A 14409-nucleotide genomic window follows, 5' to 3' on the forward strand; every position below is an offset into this window, starting at 1 on the left:
ACCATGCGCGAAAATATTTGCACAAGCATAAGGATGGATTGGCGCGCACGCTGTCTCATCGCCGGGATGAACAATTGGCCAGGCGCGCACTGGCATTAGCGGGTGAGCCAGGCCTGGTGATGGACTTGCCCTGTGGTGCCGGTCGTTTCTGGCCTTTGTTGGCGGAAAAGGCCAATCGAGTGATCATAGGCGCCGATAACTCAGCGGCTATGCTGGAGACGGCATGCAAGTCTCAATCACCGGAGGTGATGAAAAGGGTACAGCCCTTGCAGACGTCCGCTTTTGCGATTGATATGCCTGACAATGCTGTGGACAGCATTTTTTGCATGCGGTTATTGCACCACGTTGGTGATCCGCAGCATCGGGCGATCTTGTTGAAGGAGTTTCATCGAGTTACGCGCGATAGCGTGATTATTTCGTTGTGGGTTGATGGCAATTTCAAAGCCTGGAAGCGCAAGCGCGCCGAGCGTAAGCGCCAGCAGGAAGGCTACCAGAACCGTTTTGTGTTGCCGGTGGGCACAGTAGAAGCAGAATTCGAGCACGCAGGATTTCGCATCCAAGAGCGATTGGATTTCCTGCCGTTGTACGCCATGTGGCGAGTGTATCTATTACGTAAGAGGTAACAGGATGGCCGTTGATTTCGTAGCAGACCTGGCAGTACCGGCCAAGGACCGCTTCGCTTATTTCTGGAACACGCGCGGGGACTGGGTGGAGGAGCCTAATCGTCGTCGTGGTGGAGAAAGTGGTGTACAGCGCGTTGTATCGGAGAATGGTCGGCTGTTGTACGTAAAACGTCAGACTGGGCACATCTATCGTAGTTGGTTACATCCGTTCGGTCGTCCGACAGTGTTGCGTGAGCGCGATGCCCTCGAAGGCCTTCGTCAGCTCAATGTCAACGTGCCGAGAATGGTGTTCTGTGGCGCCGAACGCGACGAGAACAATGAATGGCGCGCGTTGCTGGTAACCGCTTCTCTGGATGGCTTCGAAGAAATCGAAAACTGGTACGCCTCAGGCGGTCGCGAACATTTTGGTGAGGTGCTGCATGACCAAATGCTCAAGGCGCTCGCGGAAAATCTGGCGCGTATGCACAAGGGCAGGTGGCAGCACAGCTGCATCTACATCAAGCACGTTTTTGTGCGAGTGGTAGGCGAGGGGGCTGACGCCAAACCTGAGGTGGCGTTGCTCGATCTTGAGAAATGTCGCCGCCGTCTGACGGCCTACGCGGCTGCACAACACGATATGAAGCAGTTGCGTCGCCATTCGTCGTTCAAATCTGCAGATTGGAGCAAGCTGGTCTACTTTTACGAGGCGGCATTTGGCAGCTCTATCAAAGGTTTAGATCGATGAAGTTAGAAGTGGCACGAGGTTTGTTCCTGGTCTCAGCATTGGGGATTGCCTCTATCGCTCTCGCGGCCTGGGATCAACCTGGGCCGAAGATCCTTGGTGCCGAACATGGCGAAGGAGTCTGCTATCTTCCACGCACAGCGAAGGCAGAGGTCGCTGCCCGGCCTGATCATGATTTGCTGTTATTGATGTATGGTCTAGTCCAGGGGGCAGGGCGACAAAATTGAATCCACCACTTGACTGAAAGGCCCGTTGATCGGGCCTTTTTTGCCTTCTGTGAAGCGTCTCAATCTGCCGATTCGTGTGGCTCCCAATCTCGAGTGCGGTCCACCGCTTTCTTCCAGCCGGCGTAGAGCTTCTCTCTTTCGGCCTCGTTACATTGCGGGTCGAATCTGCGTTCGATCACGGCCTTGTCTTTCAACTCGTCCAGGCTACTCCAGAAGCCAATCGCCAGACCGGCCAGATAGGCTGCGCCCAGCGCCGTGGTTTCGCGCATCTTCGGGCGTTCGACTTGGGTGCCAAGGATGTCCGCCTGGAATTGCATGAGGAAGTTATTCGCCACGGCACCGCCGTCGACGCGCAACGCTTTGAGGCGCTCGCCCGCGTCTTGCTGCATGGCGTCGAGTACGTCCCGGGTTTGATAGGCGATGGATTCCAGCGCAGCACGAATGATGTGATCGACCTTCACACCACGGGTCAGCCCAAACAAAGCACCGCGGGCATAAGGGTCCCAGTAGGGTGCGCCAAGGCCGGTGAAGGCCGGGACCAGGTACACGCCGTTGCTGTCCTTGACCTTGGTGGCGAAGTACTCGGTGTCTATCGAATCGTTGACGATCTTCAGTTCGTCACGTAGCCACTGCACGGTCGAGCCGCCGTTGAACACAGCCCCTTCAAGCGCGTAAGCAACTTCGCCACGCGGGCCGCAACCAATGGTGGTCAGTAAGCCGTGGTTGGATTTAACGGCTTTTTTGCCCGTGTTCATCAGCAAAAAGCAGCCGGTGCCATAGGTGTTTTTTGCCTGACCAGGCTCGACGCACATTTGCCCGAACAGTGCTGATTGCTGGTCGCCCGCGATGCCGGCAATCGGGATGCCGCTCTTGCTGTGGCCATAGACTTCGGACGACGATTTGACCTGCGGGAGCATCTCGCGTGGTATGTCCAGCACGTCTAGCATCCGTTGGTCCCATTCCAGGGTGTGGATGTTGAACATCAGGGTGCGCGAGGCATTGGTGTAGTCCGTGACGTGGGTCGTGCCGCCCGTGAATTTCCAGATCAGCCAGCTATCGACCGTGCCAAACAGCAGTTCACCACGACGCGCGCGTTCACGACTGCCTTCGACGTGGTCGAGGATCCATTTGAGTTTGCTGCCGGAAAAGTACGGATCGATGACCAGGCCGGTGGTTTCCTTAATGTAGTCCTCAAGACCCTCACGCTTGAGTTGCTGACAGATCTCGGTACTGCGTCGGCACTGCCAGACCACTGCGTTGTAAATGGGGCGGCCGGTGTCTTTTTCCCAGACCACTGTGGTTTCGCGCTGATTGGTGATGCCAATGGCGGCGATTTGGTTGTGATGCAGATTGGCCTGAGCCAGAACCTTGGTCATGCACGCGGTCTGGCTGGCGAAAATTTCCATGGGGTCATGTTCTACCCAGCCAGGCTGCGGGTAATGCTGAACGAATTCGCTTTGAGCCGTGCTGACCACATTGGCGTCGCGGTCGAAAACAATGGCGCGGGAGCTGGTCGTACCTTGGTCAAGGGCGATGATGTAGTTCTTATTCTTCGTATCAGTCATGTCGATTGCCTGGTAATAAAAGCCGGTTTCAAGAGCACTCATGAATCTGTAGTGCGACACCTGTGAGCAATGATCTTGTGCAGCCAGCGAAACGTCGCATCAGTTTACGTCCAAACTCCGGCCAGACTCACCGATGCACCAAGTAGCCTCTGAATATTCGTATTCGAAAAAATATAGACATAAACGAATCATGTCAAAGTCAAAAATGAACAGTCTCCTTCGTGTCGAGGGTTGTGGTTTTTATTGACGTCGGGCGCCACGGGGTGAGGCGTTTGCGGAGCAGATGGCCTAAAGTAATGGCACTTCTTTATACATTGCCAGGTACGTCTGGAGTGCCCGCATGACCCCCGCATTGGATTTACTGAAAAAAGTTCGCGCCGAACACCGTATTCACAGCTATGAACATGATCCCAAGGCGGCATCTTATGGCCTTGAGGCGGCTGAGAAACTGAGCTTGCCCCCCGCTCAGGTATTCAAGACATTGCTTGCGAGCACTGAAAAAGGTGAGTTGTTGGTGGCGGTAGTGCCCGTCGTGGGTACCCTTGATCTCAAAGCGCTGGCCCATGTTGCAGGCGCAAAGAAAGCTGAAATGGCCGACCCTGCTGCTGCGCAACGCGCGACCGGTTATTTGTTGGGCGGCATCAGTCCGCTGGGCCAGAAGAAAAGGCTTCGAACATTCATCGATGTATCCGCTCAATCCTTTACAACGATCTTCGTCAGCGCTGGGCGACGTGGGCTTGAAGTCGAGTTGTCAGCGGCTGTGCTTGCTCAACATACTCACGCGACATTTGCGCAGATTGGCCGCGATTGATTCAGGTGCATGGTTAGACTCCCTGAGTCACTGGTGTGTAGGAATGAGGTGTGGCGACCCGCTGGTCGCTGTTGTGATTAATCAATGGGATGTCCTCCATGCAGCTTGAATTTCATCAAGTAGATGCTTTTAGTGACCGGCCTTTCGCTGGCAATCCTGCGATGGTTTACCGACTGGATACCTGGCTCGCCGATGAATTGATGCAACGTATTGCTGCCGAGCACAACCTGGCCGAAACCGCCTTTTTGGTGCGTGAAGCCCAGGGCTGGCATATCCGTTGGTTCACCCCAGCCACTGAGGTGCCGTTGTGCGGTCATGCGACGCTGGCCAGTGCTCATGTGTTGTTCGAGATATACGGCGAGACGTCGGAGCGTATTGAGTTCATCGGTAAGTCAGGCCCGTTGAGCGTCAGTCGTGAGGGGGGGCGGCTGCTTTTGGATTTTCCGGCGATGCCCTCGATTGAGGTTGGCGTCACAATCGATATCGAGCGTGCATTGGGTGTTGAAGTGGTCGATGTATTGGGCGCTGCCGAGTTGATGGTGGTACTGGACTCAGAACAGGCGGTGCGCGACTGCAAACCTGATATGGCAGTTATCGCTCGGCTGCCGTGGCCAGGAGTGATCATCACCGCCAGGGGCGAGCAGTATGATTTCGTCTCGCGCTATTTCGCACCGGGCTTGGGGATCCCCGAGGATCCGGTGACTGGATCGACTCATTGCGCATTGATCCCGTATTGGTCGCGGCGGCTGAATAAGCTCAGTTTGAGCGCGTATCAATGCTCTACACGCGGCGGAGAGTTGTTCTGCCGCCTGGAAGGTGAACGGGTGAAGATTGGCGGATATGCAACGTTGGTGGCGAGTGGAAAGTTGACGGTCGGTTGATGCAGGACTTTGACTGCTCTTACGCAGGTTCTACGCTTGGAGCGTGAGCCGGTACACTCCCTACCGCTGGGAACAACACCAGATGCTCAGCGGTAACGTCTATGCCAACAAGATCACCGGCATTCAAATCGGTATGGCTTGGGAACAGAGCCTCCAGTTGAGTGCCCGTTGGCAACTGCAGACGATACAGGGTTGCGGCGCCCTGAAAGGTCTTGCTCGCCACGCGAGCCTTCAATGCGCTGTCGGGTGCATAAACGATGTCATCGGGGCGCAGCAATACATCCATTGGAGCGCCACTGATACCAGCGTAAGCCCGATTGCCACGCAACACACCCAATTCGGTCTGTACTGACTCAGCGTCGATCAATTGCCCACGAATGAAGTAGCCTTGACCAATGAAACTGGCCACGAATGGCGAGGCTGGCTCGTGGTACAGGTTGTAGGGCGTGTCCCACTGTTCCAGCCGGCCTTCTTTGAAGACCCCCACGTGATCGCTCACCGCGAAGGCCTCTTCCTGATCATGGGTCACCAAAATGGCACTGGTTCCGCGGGCCTTGAGAATGTCGCGCACCTCATGGCTCAGTCGCCGACGCAATTCGCCATCAAGGTTGGAAAACGGCTCGTCCAGCAACAGCAGTTGCGGTTCGGGTGCCAGGGCCCGCGCCAATGCCACGCGCTGTTGTTGGCCACCAGACAGTTCATGAGGATAACGTTTGCCCAGTGCGCTCAGGTTGACCAACTCCAGCATCTCGGTTGTCAGCTGCGCCAGCCGTGGGTGATTGCGAATGCCAAAGGCGATGTTCTGGGCGACAGTCAGGTGTGGGAACAGCGCGTAGTCCTGAAACACCATGCCAATGCGGCGCTTTTCGGGGGCCAACGTAAAACCCGCACGTGAGATGACTTCGCCATCAAGGACGACTTCACCCTCATGGACCGGCTCGAAACCAGCGATGGCGCGTAGCGTCGTGGTCTTGCCGCATCCCGATGACCCCAACAAACATCCGATGTCGCCAGCGTTGAGGTGCAGGTTCAAATCCTGCACCACGCGTTGGTTTTGATAACCACAGACCAGGTTGCGCAGCTTCAACAGCATGGGCGCACTCATGCAGGCCGTAACGCCGGAGCGACGAGGAACTCAAGCAGCGCCTTTTGCGCATGCAAACGGTTTTCCGCCTGATCCCACGCCACTGAGCGGGGGTCGTCCAGTAGGTCCTGGCTGATCTCTTCACCGCGATGGGCGGGCAGACAATGCATGAACAGTACGTCTTCAGCGGCCAGGTCCAGCAACGCACGATTTACCTGGAAGGGTGCGAACAAGGCAACGCGCTTGGCGGTTTCTTCTTCCTGCCCCATTGATGTCCACACGTCAGTGCTGACCAGGTGCGCGCCTTTTACAGCGTCACGGGGATCGCGTGTGAGCGTCACCCGGTTTCCGGCGAGTGCGAGGAAGCGCTGCTCGGGCTCATAGCCTTCGGGACATGCGATACGCAGATTAAAGTCGAACTGGATCGCTGCTTCTATATAGCTGTTACACATGTTATTGCCATCGCCGATCCAAGCCACCGTCTTGCCCTTGATCGAACCGCGATGCTCAAGGAAAGTCTGCATGTCGGCCAGCAACTGGCAGGGGTGCAGATCGTCGGACAGCCCGTTGATCACGGGAACGCGGGAATGGGCAGCGAACTCGGTCAGGTTGCTGTGAGCAAAGGTACGAATCATCACCGCATCAACCATGCGCGACATCACCCGGGCGCCGTCGGCAATAGGTTCGCCCCGACCCAACTGGGTATCCCGAGGGGACAGAAAAATGGCCTGACCGCCGAGCTGGATCATGCCCGCTTCAAAGGAAACCCGGGTACGTGTCGAAGATTTTTCGAAAATCATCGCCAGTACGCGGCCTCTCAGTGGCTCGAAAAGTACGCCGCGGTTACGCAGGTCCTTTAGCTCTATGCCTCGACGAAGCACGCCGACGAGTTCATCTGGCGTGTAGTCCATCATCGAGAGAAAGTGCCTTGCGCTCATCATTAACAACTACCTTTCTGCAACAGACCGCAGATCCTCAAAGCCGGGTTTTATCGGGAAAACGGGCGAGACCTGCGGCGAAAGCCGCACGGGGCGACGAATTAGGGAAGGCGCGATGGTATAAGCAAATGTCGCTTCGTGCCAATGCCCCGCGTCATCGGGATAACTTCCTCAGACGCTCGGTAGCCGGAAAGCGGGGTTTTTAGACGCTTTTTAGTATTTCCGGATGCTACTGTGGCACGAGCGATAAGGCACTTAGCCAGCTTCGCGCGTTTCGAAGGGCTCAGTTGTACACTGCCGATCTCTACGTTGGCAATTACTGCCGATACGGTAACAGTTGCAATCGGTCATGAAGCCTTCTGCGACATGCATCACGCCTCGCAAGCCTGAACGTTTCTTAATTATCCAGCGTGAGTTATAAATAGCGCCTATATGTACCTAGGGGGTGGGGAATGGATTCAAAAGAGAAACAACTGACGGAACTGCTTGGGCTCACTGCCCGCACCCTCACGCACCTCACCGCGTCCATGACCTCGATGTCATTCGAGCTGATGCGCAGCGACGATGAGGTCACGCGTTCTGCCGGTCGCCGCATGATTGATCGTATGGCGACCATCAGCTCCGGTCTGGACGACCACTGGCGCTTGATCGGTGAGTTGACCGGGGTTCAGGTCTCTCAGGAGCAGGTCGAGACAGTTCACGAGATTCAGCTCCAGCGCAAAGTCGTTACCCCAATCGGTGGCTCTGGGTCTTAGTCTGATCTGCATGTTGGTCAGTGCTTGGCTCTTTACTCGTGAGAGTGTCTATCGGCGCGCCTGATGCTGTGCGATTCATATCACGAACCCTTCTGGCGAAGTGCCGAACCAAGCTCCATAGTTTTGTTTCTGCGATCCCATGATTGCCTTACAAAAATATGAGGCTGGCGATGACCAAGACCCTCCACCACCGAGCCTGTCACCTGTGTGAGGCCATTTGCGGCCTGACCATCGAAACCACCCTCGACGATAATGCCGAGCCCCGCATTACCTCGATCAAGGGCGATGCGCTGGATACCTTCAGCCGTGGTCACATTTGCCCCAAGGCGGTGGCGCTACAGGATATCCAGAATGATCCTGATCGCATACGCCAACCGATGCAGCGAGTCGGTACACAATGGCGCGCTATCGGGTGGCAAGAGGCCTTTGACCTAGTGGCGGAGCGCTTGCTTGATATTCAGCAACGGCACGGGCAAAACGCGGTGGCGGTGTATCAGGGTAACCCCAGCGTCCACAACTATGGCCTGATGACCCACAGCAATTACTTTCTGGGTCAGCTGAAAACCCGCAATAGATTCTCCGCCACCTCGGTGGATCAACTTCCGCAGCACCTCACCAGTTACTTGATGTATGGCCACGGCCTGTTGCTGCCGATTGTCGACATCGACCACACCGACTTCATGCTGATCCTGGGCGGCAATCCGTTGGCCTCCAATGGCAGCATCATGACCGTGCCGGATGTGGAGAAGCGCCTGAGGGCGATTCGGGCGCGTGGGGGTAAAGTCGTTGTGGTTGATCCGCGCCGCAGCGAAACCGCCGTGATCGCCGATCAGCATCTGTTCGTGCGCCCTGGTGGCGATGCAGCGCTGCTGTTCGGATTGCTCCATACCTTGTTCGCCGAAGGACTGACCCGCGAAAGCCATCTTGCTGTCGACGGGTTGGATGAGGTACGGCACGCCATCGCTGGGTTGAATGCTGACGCCATGAGCCTGCGCTGTGGTGTGCCAGCTGAACAGATTCGTCAGCTTGCGCGGGATTTCGCTGCTGCCGATAAAGCCGCCTGTTACGGCCGTATGGGGATTTCCACGCAGTCGTTCGGCACGCTCTGCCACTGGCTGGTGCAACTGATCAATTTGGTCACCGGCAACCTTGACCGTGTGGGTGGCGCGTTGTGTACCGAGCCTGCGCTTGATCTGGTGCAATCAACTTCTGGCGGCGGATTCAATCGCTGGCAGAGCCGGGTCTCAGGTCTTCCTGAATACAGTGGAGAGCTGCCCGTCTCGGCGCTAGCCGAAGAGGTGCTCACCGAGGGCGAAGGGCAGGTGAAAGCGTTGATCACCGTAGCGGGCAACCCTGTGCTGTCGACACCCAATGGTCGACGTCTGGAGCAAGCGCTTGACGGACTTGAGTTCATGTTAAGCATCGATCTGTATATCAATGAAACCACTCGCTATGCGGACTTGATTCTGCCGTCGACGTCCGCTCTTGAAAACGATCACTACGACACCACGTTCAATATGCTTGCGGTGCGTAATGTCACGCGGTTCAACCAAGCTATTTTGGGCAAGCCTGAAGGCGCGTTGCATGACTGGGAAATCTTCGTCGGCCTGGCGCAGGCGTTTACAGCGAAGGCTCAACGTGAATTGAAACCCACAGTAGCGCCAATACAGATGATTGACCGAGGTCTTCGAGCAGGGCTGTATGGCGACGCTTCGTCATGGAAGCTTTCTATCGATACGTTGCGCGACTATCCCCACGGCCTGGACCTTGGCGCGCTCAAGCCGAACCTCGCCTCCCGTTTAAAGACCGCCAACCGACGTGTGCAGGCAGCGCCTGAAATCATTTTGGCGGATCTGGCACGCTTCAATGCCGCGCCAGCGCCGCAAACGGGCGAGCTTCTGCTGATTGGTCGTCGCCATGTGCGCAGTAATAATTCGTGGATGCACAATTACCATCGTCTGGTGAAGGGCAAGCCACGGCACCAGTTGCTGATGAATCCCGATGATCTCGCCAGTCGTGGCTTGATCGACGGACAAACAGTGCGGGTCAGCTCGCGTGTCGGCGTGATCGTAGTGCAAGTACTGGGGACCACCGACATGATGCCGGGCGTGGTCAGTCTGCCCCATGGTTGGGGGCATGCACGTCCAGGTGTGCAGATGGATATCGCCAGAGCCCAACCCGGCGTAAGCGCCAACGACCTGACCGACGAACGGCAGCTCGACGCGTTGTCTGGCAATGCCGCGTTAAACGGCGTGCCTGTGCAGGTTGCGGCGGCTTGAGTCGGTCTTATACTTTCGACTAAAGCCAAGACCGAGTGTTACGCTGGGGATTCCGTTACAATGCGCCACCGTGTCGACTCATAGAGTCGTAAAGTTAAGCCGAGGTGTTCCATGGATATCATCGAAACGATTAAAGAGCAGATCGCCAACAACACCGTTCTGCTTTACATGAAAGGCGCTCCGAATGCCCCTCAGTGTGGTTTTTCGGCCAAGGCTTCTCAGGCATTGATGGCGTGTGGCGAAAAGTTCGCGTACGTCGACATCCTGCAGAACCCGGAAATCCGCGCCAACCTGCCAAAATATGCCAACTGGCCAACCTTCCCGCAATTGTGGGTGGGTGGTGAGCTGGTCGGCGGTAGCGACATCATCACTGAGATGCAAGCCGACGGCTCGTTGCAGGCCTTGGTTAAGGAAGCTGTAGCGAAAAACGCAACTGCGTAAATTGCTGCGGTTTCTGTGGGAGCCAACCTGTTGGTGAAAAAGAGTATGCGGTGTGTCAGGCATGCCGTATCGCGAATATCTAGCCTGTACAGAGCGATGTCTGACCCAGGCTAGGTAGGTTTCCTACGAGCGAGCTACAGATCGCAGACGCAAAAAAGCCCCGCTTCTCGCATGAGAGCGGGGCTTTTCGTTGGTGCTAACTTACTCTTCGCCCATCTGCGATTGCAGGTAATTTTCGATACCCACTTTATCGATCAGGCCCAGTTGAGTCTCCAGCCAGTCGATGTGCTCTTCTTCCGATTCAAGGATATCTTCAAGCAATTCACGGCTACCGAAATCGCCGATCACTTCGCAATGAGCAATGGCGGCTTTCAGGTCGGTGTGACCAGTGCGCTCGATTCGCAGGTCGCACTCCAGCATTTCCTTGGTGTGCTCACCAATGAGGATTTTGCCGAGGTCTTGCACGTTAGGCAGGCCTTCGAGAAACAGAATGCGCTTGATCAGCTTGTCGGCGTGTTTCATCTCATCGATGGATTCGTGGTACTCGTGCTTGCCCAGCTTGTTCAGACCCCAATCTTCGTACATACGCGCATGCAGAAAATATTGGTTGATCGCGACCAGCTCGTTTCCGAGGATCTTGTTGAGATGCTGGATGACTGTAATGTCGCCTTTCATGATCGAGGTCCTGTCGATGAAATTGTATATAGGGCGCAAGTTTGAGCCGCTCATATACATCTGTCAAACCTAAGTTATTGAATAATAAGTAAAATTAAATAAGAATAAGAATGTTTGTGTTCCGCATCTTATCGCTAAGCGATTGAATTAATGGCATAAAAAAACCGAACACTAAGTCCGGTTCTTCAACACTGAGGTGATTCAGGCGACTGAAAATTCTGCGGGATAGGCCAGTGCCGCTTGGCTGACTTGCAGCTCAGTCAGGGTTTCACGTACCACTTGCTTCGCCACGCAGGCACATTTCCCACATTTACTGGCGACACTCAAGGTCTCGCGCACTTCACGATAGCTGCAGCATCCGTCCATGATTGCTTCGCGGATTTGTCCGTCGGTAACACCTTGGCAGAGGCAGACATACATAAATAAAAGACCGTCGCTGAGTTATTTGCTCAATGTGATGGATACTAATGTTAATGAGAATGCTTGTCAAAGCTACTTCATGAAGACTTTGTCAGGCGCGATGAGCGGTTGTCCGAGCATGGCCATGCAGGGGAATATCGCCCATAAAAAAACCGGCCAGAGAGGCCGGTTTTGGCATCGCGCGAAGACCTTAATCGTTGAAATCTTCCCAGCCGCCCATTTCTTTCCAGCGGTTGATAATCCCGCAGAACAGCTCAGCGGTCTTCTCGGTGTCGTAACGTGCCGAGTGAGCTTCGCGGCCATCAAAATCGATGTCGGCGGCCTGGCATGCCTTGGCGAGGACTGTTTGACCATAAGCCAAGCCCGCAAGTGTTGCCGTGTCAAAGCTTGAGAACGGGTGGAATGGATTGCGCTTCATGTCCAGGCGCGCCACGGCAGCATTGACGAAGCCGAGGTCGAAACTGGCATTGTGTCCAACCAGTATCGCGCGTTTACAACCGTTGGCTTTCAGGGCTTTACGCACGCCACGGAAAATGTCGGTCAGCGCTGTTTCTTCACTGACAGCCATGCGCAGCGGGTGGTCGAGCTTGATGCCGGTGAATTCCAGTGCGGCTGCTTCAATATTGGCACCTGCAAACGGTTCCACCCGGAAGAAGTAGGTGTGCTCAGGAAACACAAAACCTTTCTCATCCATGCCGATGGTGACAGCGGCAATTTCCAGCAATGCATCGGTAGCCGAGTTGAAACCACCGGTTTCTACATCGACAACGACTGGCAGGTAACCGCGAAAACGCGCTGCCATAGGATGTCTGGAGCCTGTACCGCCGCCAGAACCTTCCTGATCGTCGTCGTATTGGTTTTCACTCACGCGTGTTCCTCCAGCAGGCGCCAGCGCAGTTTTTCACCGGCGCGCAGCGGGATAACAGAAAGCTCGCCGAATGGCAGGCTGGTTGGCGCAGTCCACTCGTCACGAACCAGGGTGATGGTGTCGCTGTTGACCGGCAGACCATAAAACGCCGGCCCATTGCGACTGGCGAAGCCTTCCAGCTTGTCCAGCGCATTGCGTTGTTCGAACGCCTCGGCATACAACTCGATCGCCGCAAAAGCGGTGTAGCAGCCGGCGCATCCGCACGCTGCTTCTTTAGCGTGTTGGGCATGAGGTGCGGAATCGGTACCCAGGAAGAACTTACTGCTGCCACTGGTGGCTGCATCGAGCAGTGCGACCTGGTGCGTGTTGCGCTTGAGAATTGGCAGGCAATAGAAGTGCGGGCGAATACCCCCGACCAGCATGTGATTGCGGTTGTAAAGCAGGTGGTGGGCGGTAATGGTCGCCCCCACATTGGCAGAAGCTTCGTTGACGAACTGCACCGCTTCAGTGGTAGTGATGTGTTCGAACACCACTTTCAGTGTCGGTAGCAGTTCGACGACACGGCGCAAGTGCTCGTCGATGAAAATCTTTTCTCGATCAAACACGTCGATTTCACCGCGCGTGACTTCGCCGTGGACCAACAGCGGCATACCGACTTTGGCCATGGCTTCCAGCGTCGGCAGAATCTTGTCGATACTGGTGACGCCCGAATCAGAGTTGGTGGTGGCGCCCGCCGGGTAAAGCTTGGCGGCATGCACAAAGCCTGTGGCCTTGGCGGCATGGATGTCTTGCGGCTGGGTCAGGTCGGTCAGATAAAGCACCATCAACGGCTCGAAACGGCTACCAGCGGGACGTGCCGCGAGGATGCGCTGACGATAGGCGTCGGCTTCCTGTGCATTACGTACTGGCGGAACCAGGTTCGGCATGATGATGGCACGGTTAAACGTACGCGCAACGTCCGCAACGGTGTGGGGTAAAACAGCGCCATCGCGAAGATGGATGTGCCAGTCGTCGGGGCGCAGGAGGGTCAGGCGGTCGGACATTGGGGATTCCAGGCGGGTCAAACTCGCTGGGAATGCTACCGGAAAAGACTCATCCAGGCACTCGCTATCAAGTTTTGTAGGAAGGAACCGATAGCCACGTGTAAGCGATAAATTTTGTAACGCGGAAAAATTTATGTGGAGCCTCCCGTGCGCCAGCGATATTTAGCCCTGCTCAGCGTGTTTGCCAGCTTGCCGGCCGTGGCTCTCACTTTCCAGACACGTCTGGAGAATATCGAGTGGAAGGTCGAGGGCGATCAGTTTGAATGCCGACTCAGCCAGCCAATCACCGACTTTGGTGCCGGTGAGTTCGTGCGTCGTGCGGGCGAACAGGCGATTTTCCGACTAAAGGCCACGGGCTATGCGCCTGGCGCTGGCTCTGCCACGTTACTTGCCGCTGCGGCACCCTGGCAGCCTGGCCGCGGTGATCTCAACCTCGGTTCGGTGAAGGTCAGCAATGGTCAGATCCCCTTCAACACCTCGCAGGCCCAGGCAGGCAGATTGATCAGTGGCCTGATGGACGGTCGCAGTCCCGTTATCCGGCATGTCGCGCGTGATGGCAGCGGAGCAATGGAGATCCGTTTATTGCCGGTGAAATTCAACAAGGCTTTTGGCGATTTTCAGCTGTGTACTACAAAACTTCTTCCAATGAACTACGAACAAGTCAAGCAGGCGGAAATCGGTTTCCCTGGCGGTGGTATCGATCTTGACGCGGCTGGTAAAGCGAAGCTGGACGTGGCGCTGGCCTATATGAAAGCCGATCCTACGGTTAATCATGTCGAATTGGACGGTCATTCCGACAACAGCGGCAACCGTCTGACCAACCGAGATCTGTCCCGTCGTCGAGCGTTGGCGGTCATGGATTATCTGAAATCAAAAGGCATCCCGGAAGAGCAGATCACTCTGCGTTTCCACGGCGAGAGCTACCCGTTGGTACCCAATACCAATAATGCCAATCGAGCCCGCAACCGCCGGGTGAATATTCATCTGGAACGCGTTGCGCCCAACAATAACCCCGCGCCGGTTGCAGCGGCAGGCAGTGCTGCGTCCACTTCCTGATTTCCGATAGAGAGAGTCGTTC

General features: G+C 55.8%; 16 protein-coding genes. 9 read left to right on the top strand and 7 right to left on the bottom strand.

Annotated elements, in window-relative coordinates:
- From VGC62_RS05870 to VGC62_RS05880, 3 genes are all read left to right on the top strand, one after another.
- Nucleotides 1-623, top strand: a 623-nt coding sequence (locus VGC62_RS05870) for a class I SAM-dependent methyltransferase (protein ID WP_331186125.1), incomplete at its 5' end; no start/stop codon positions are given.
- A 4-nt stretch (nt 624-627) separates the two neighbouring features.
- Nucleotides 628-1347, top strand: coding sequence for a lipopolysaccharide kinase InaA family protein (locus VGC62_RS05875; protein WP_331186126.1), 720 nt, complete (start codon nt 628-630; stop codon nt 1345-1347).
- Nucleotides 1344-1571 carry a hypothetical protein gene (locus VGC62_RS05880; RefSeq protein WP_331186127.1) on the top strand — a complete coding sequence of 76 codons (228 nt, stop codon included), beginning with the start codon at nt 1344-1346 and terminating at the stop codon, nt 1569-1571. The genes VGC62_RS05875 and VGC62_RS05880 overlap by 4 nt, the downstream gene beginning before the upstream one ends.
- 59 nt (nt 1572-1630) lie before the next feature.
- Here VGC62_RS05880 and glpK read toward each other — a convergent pair whose 3' ends face one another.
- The gene (glpK, locus tag VGC62_RS05885) at nt 1631-3136 is read right to left on the bottom strand and encodes a glycerol kinase GlpK (protein WP_331186128.1); all 1506 of its coding nucleotides are present in this window, start codon (nt 3134-3136) and stop codon (nt 1631-1633) included.
- 340 nt (nt 3137-3476) lie between these two features.
- On the opposite strand from glpK, the gene ybaK reads away from it, so the two are divergent.
- Both ybaK and VGC62_RS05895 read left to right on the top strand, forming a co-directional pair.
- Nucleotides 3477-3947: a Cys-tRNA(Pro) deacylase gene (ybaK, locus tag VGC62_RS05890; protein ID WP_331186129.1), complete on the top strand. Its 471-nt coding sequence runs from the start codon at nt 3477-3479 to the stop codon at nt 3945-3947.
- 98 nt (nt 3948-4045) lie between these two features.
- Nucleotides 4046-4828, top strand: coding sequence for a PhzF family phenazine biosynthesis protein (locus VGC62_RS05895; protein ID WP_331186130.1), 783 nt, complete (start codon nt 4046-4048; stop codon nt 4826-4828).
- Nucleotides 4829-4847: 19 nt separating this feature from the next.
- On the opposite strand, the gene VGC62_RS05900 is transcribed toward VGC62_RS05895, so the two are convergent.
- Nucleotides 4848-5933 (bottom strand): ABC transporter ATP-binding protein, encoded by a 1086-nt coding sequence (locus VGC62_RS05900; RefSeq protein ID WP_331186131.1) that lies wholly within the window; start codon nt 5931-5933, stop codon nt 4848-4850.
- Nucleotides 5930-6850 (bottom strand): ornithine carbamoyltransferase, encoded by a 921-nt coding sequence (gene argF, locus VGC62_RS05905; protein WP_331186197.1) that lies wholly within the window; start codon nt 6848-6850, stop codon nt 5930-5932. Before argF ends, VGC62_RS05900 begins: the two co-directional genes overlap by 4 nt.
- 452 nt (nt 6851-7302) lie before the next feature.
- Here argF and VGC62_RS05910 point away from each other — a divergent pair, with 452 nt between their 5' ends.
- The 3 genes from VGC62_RS05910 to grxD all read left to right on the top strand — a co-directional run bounded on the left by VGC62_RS05910 (nt 7303) and on the right by grxD (nt 10325).
- Nucleotides 7303-7605 carry a hypothetical protein gene (locus VGC62_RS05910; protein ID WP_331186132.1) on the top strand — a complete coding sequence of 101 codons (303 nt, stop codon included), beginning with the start codon at nt 7303-7305 and terminating at the stop codon, nt 7603-7605.
- Between the two features lie 170 nt (nt 7606-7775).
- Nucleotides 7776-9884: a molybdopterin oxidoreductase family protein gene (locus VGC62_RS05915; protein ID WP_331186133.1), complete on the top strand. Its 2109-nt coding sequence runs from the start codon at nt 7776-7778 to the stop codon at nt 9882-9884.
- Between the two features lie 111 nt (nt 9885-9995).
- A complete protein-coding gene (grxD, locus tag VGC62_RS05920; protein ID WP_331186134.1) occupies nt 9996-10325 on the top strand; it encodes a Grx4 family monothiol glutaredoxin in 330 nt (109 codons plus the stop codon).
- Between the two features lie 201 nt (nt 10326-10526).
- Here the strand turns inward: grxD and bfr are convergent, their stop codons facing one another.
- From bfr to pyrC, 4 genes are all read right to left on the bottom strand, one after another.
- Entirely contained in the window at nt 10527-11000 is a 474-nt protein-coding gene (gene bfr / locus VGC62_RS05925) for a bacterioferritin (RefSeq protein WP_331186135.1), read from the bottom strand.
- A 201-nt stretch (nt 11001-11201) separates the two neighbouring features.
- Nucleotides 11202-11420: a bacterioferritin-associated ferredoxin gene (locus tag VGC62_RS05930; RefSeq protein ID WP_331186136.1), complete on the bottom strand. Its 219-nt coding sequence runs from the start codon at nt 11418-11420 to the stop codon at nt 11202-11204.
- A 190-nt stretch (nt 11421-11610) separates the two neighbouring features.
- Nucleotides 11611-12288: a ribonuclease T gene (gene rnt / locus VGC62_RS05935; protein ID WP_331186137.1), complete on the bottom strand. Its 678-nt coding sequence runs from the start codon at nt 12286-12288 to the stop codon at nt 11611-11613.
- Nucleotides 12285-13331: a dihydroorotase gene (gene pyrC, locus VGC62_RS05940; RefSeq protein WP_331186138.1), complete on the bottom strand. Its 1047-nt coding sequence runs from the start codon at nt 13329-13331 to the stop codon at nt 12285-12287. The genes rnt and pyrC overlap by 4 nt, the downstream gene beginning before the upstream one ends.
- Before the next feature lie 147 nt (nt 13332-13478).
- Here pyrC and VGC62_RS05945 point away from each other — a divergent pair, with 147 nt between their 5' ends.
- Complete coding sequence (locus VGC62_RS05945; RefSeq protein WP_331186139.1) at nt 13479-14387, top strand: flagellar protein MotY; 909 nt, start codon at nt 13479-13481, stop codon at nt 14385-14387.
- Nucleotides 14388-14409 lie beyond the last annotated feature (22 nt).

This window comes from Pseudomonas sp. (genome assembly GCF_036404235.1).
In the GTDB taxonomy this organism is placed as follows: domain Bacteria; phylum Pseudomonadota; class Gammaproteobacteria; order Pseudomonadales; family Pseudomonadaceae; genus Aquipseudomonas.

Coding starts and splice junctions, on each gene's coding strand:
- VGC62_RS05875 (WP_331186126.1), top strand. CDS start 628: ATGGCCGTTGATTTCGTAGCAGACCTGGCAGTACCGGCCAAGGACCGC.
- VGC62_RS05880 (WP_331186127.1), top strand. CDS start 1,344: ATGAAGTTAGAAGTGGCACGAGGTTTGTTCCTGGTCTCAGCATTGGGG.
- glpK (WP_331186128.1), bottom strand. CDS start 3,136: ATGACTGATACGAAGAATAAGAACTACATCATCGCCCTTGACCAAGGT.
- ybaK (WP_331186129.1), top strand. CDS start 3,477: ATGACCCCCGCATTGGATTTACTGAAAAAAGTTCGCGCCGAACACCGT.
- VGC62_RS05895 (WP_331186130.1), top strand. CDS start 4,046: ATGCAGCTTGAATTTCATCAAGTAGATGCTTTTAGTGACCGGCCTTTC.
- VGC62_RS05900 (WP_331186131.1), bottom strand. CDS start 5,933: ATGAGTGCGCCCATGCTGTTGAAGCTGCGCAACCTGGTCTGTGGTTAT.
- argF (WP_331186197.1), bottom strand. CDS start 6,850: ATGAGCGCAAGGCACTTTCTCTCGATGATGGACTACACGCCAGATGAA.
- VGC62_RS05910 (WP_331186132.1), top strand. CDS start 7,303: ATGGATTCAAAAGAGAAACAACTGACGGAACTGCTTGGGCTCACTGCC.
- VGC62_RS05915 (WP_331186133.1), top strand. CDS start 7,776: ATGACCAAGACCCTCCACCACCGAGCCTGTCACCTGTGTGAGGCCATT.
- grxD (WP_331186134.1), top strand. CDS start 9,996: ATGGATATCATCGAAACGATTAAAGAGCAGATCGCCAACAACACCGTT.
- bfr (WP_331186135.1), bottom strand. CDS start 11,000: ATGAAAGGCGACATTACAGTCATCCAGCATCTCAACAAGATCCTCGGA.
- VGC62_RS05930 (WP_331186136.1), bottom strand. CDS start 11,420: ATGTATGTCTGCCTCTGCCAAGGTGTTACCGACGGACAAATCCGCGAA.
- pyrC (WP_331186138.1), bottom strand. CDS start 13,331: ATGTCCGACCGCCTGACCCTCCTGCGCCCCGACGACTGGCACATCCAT.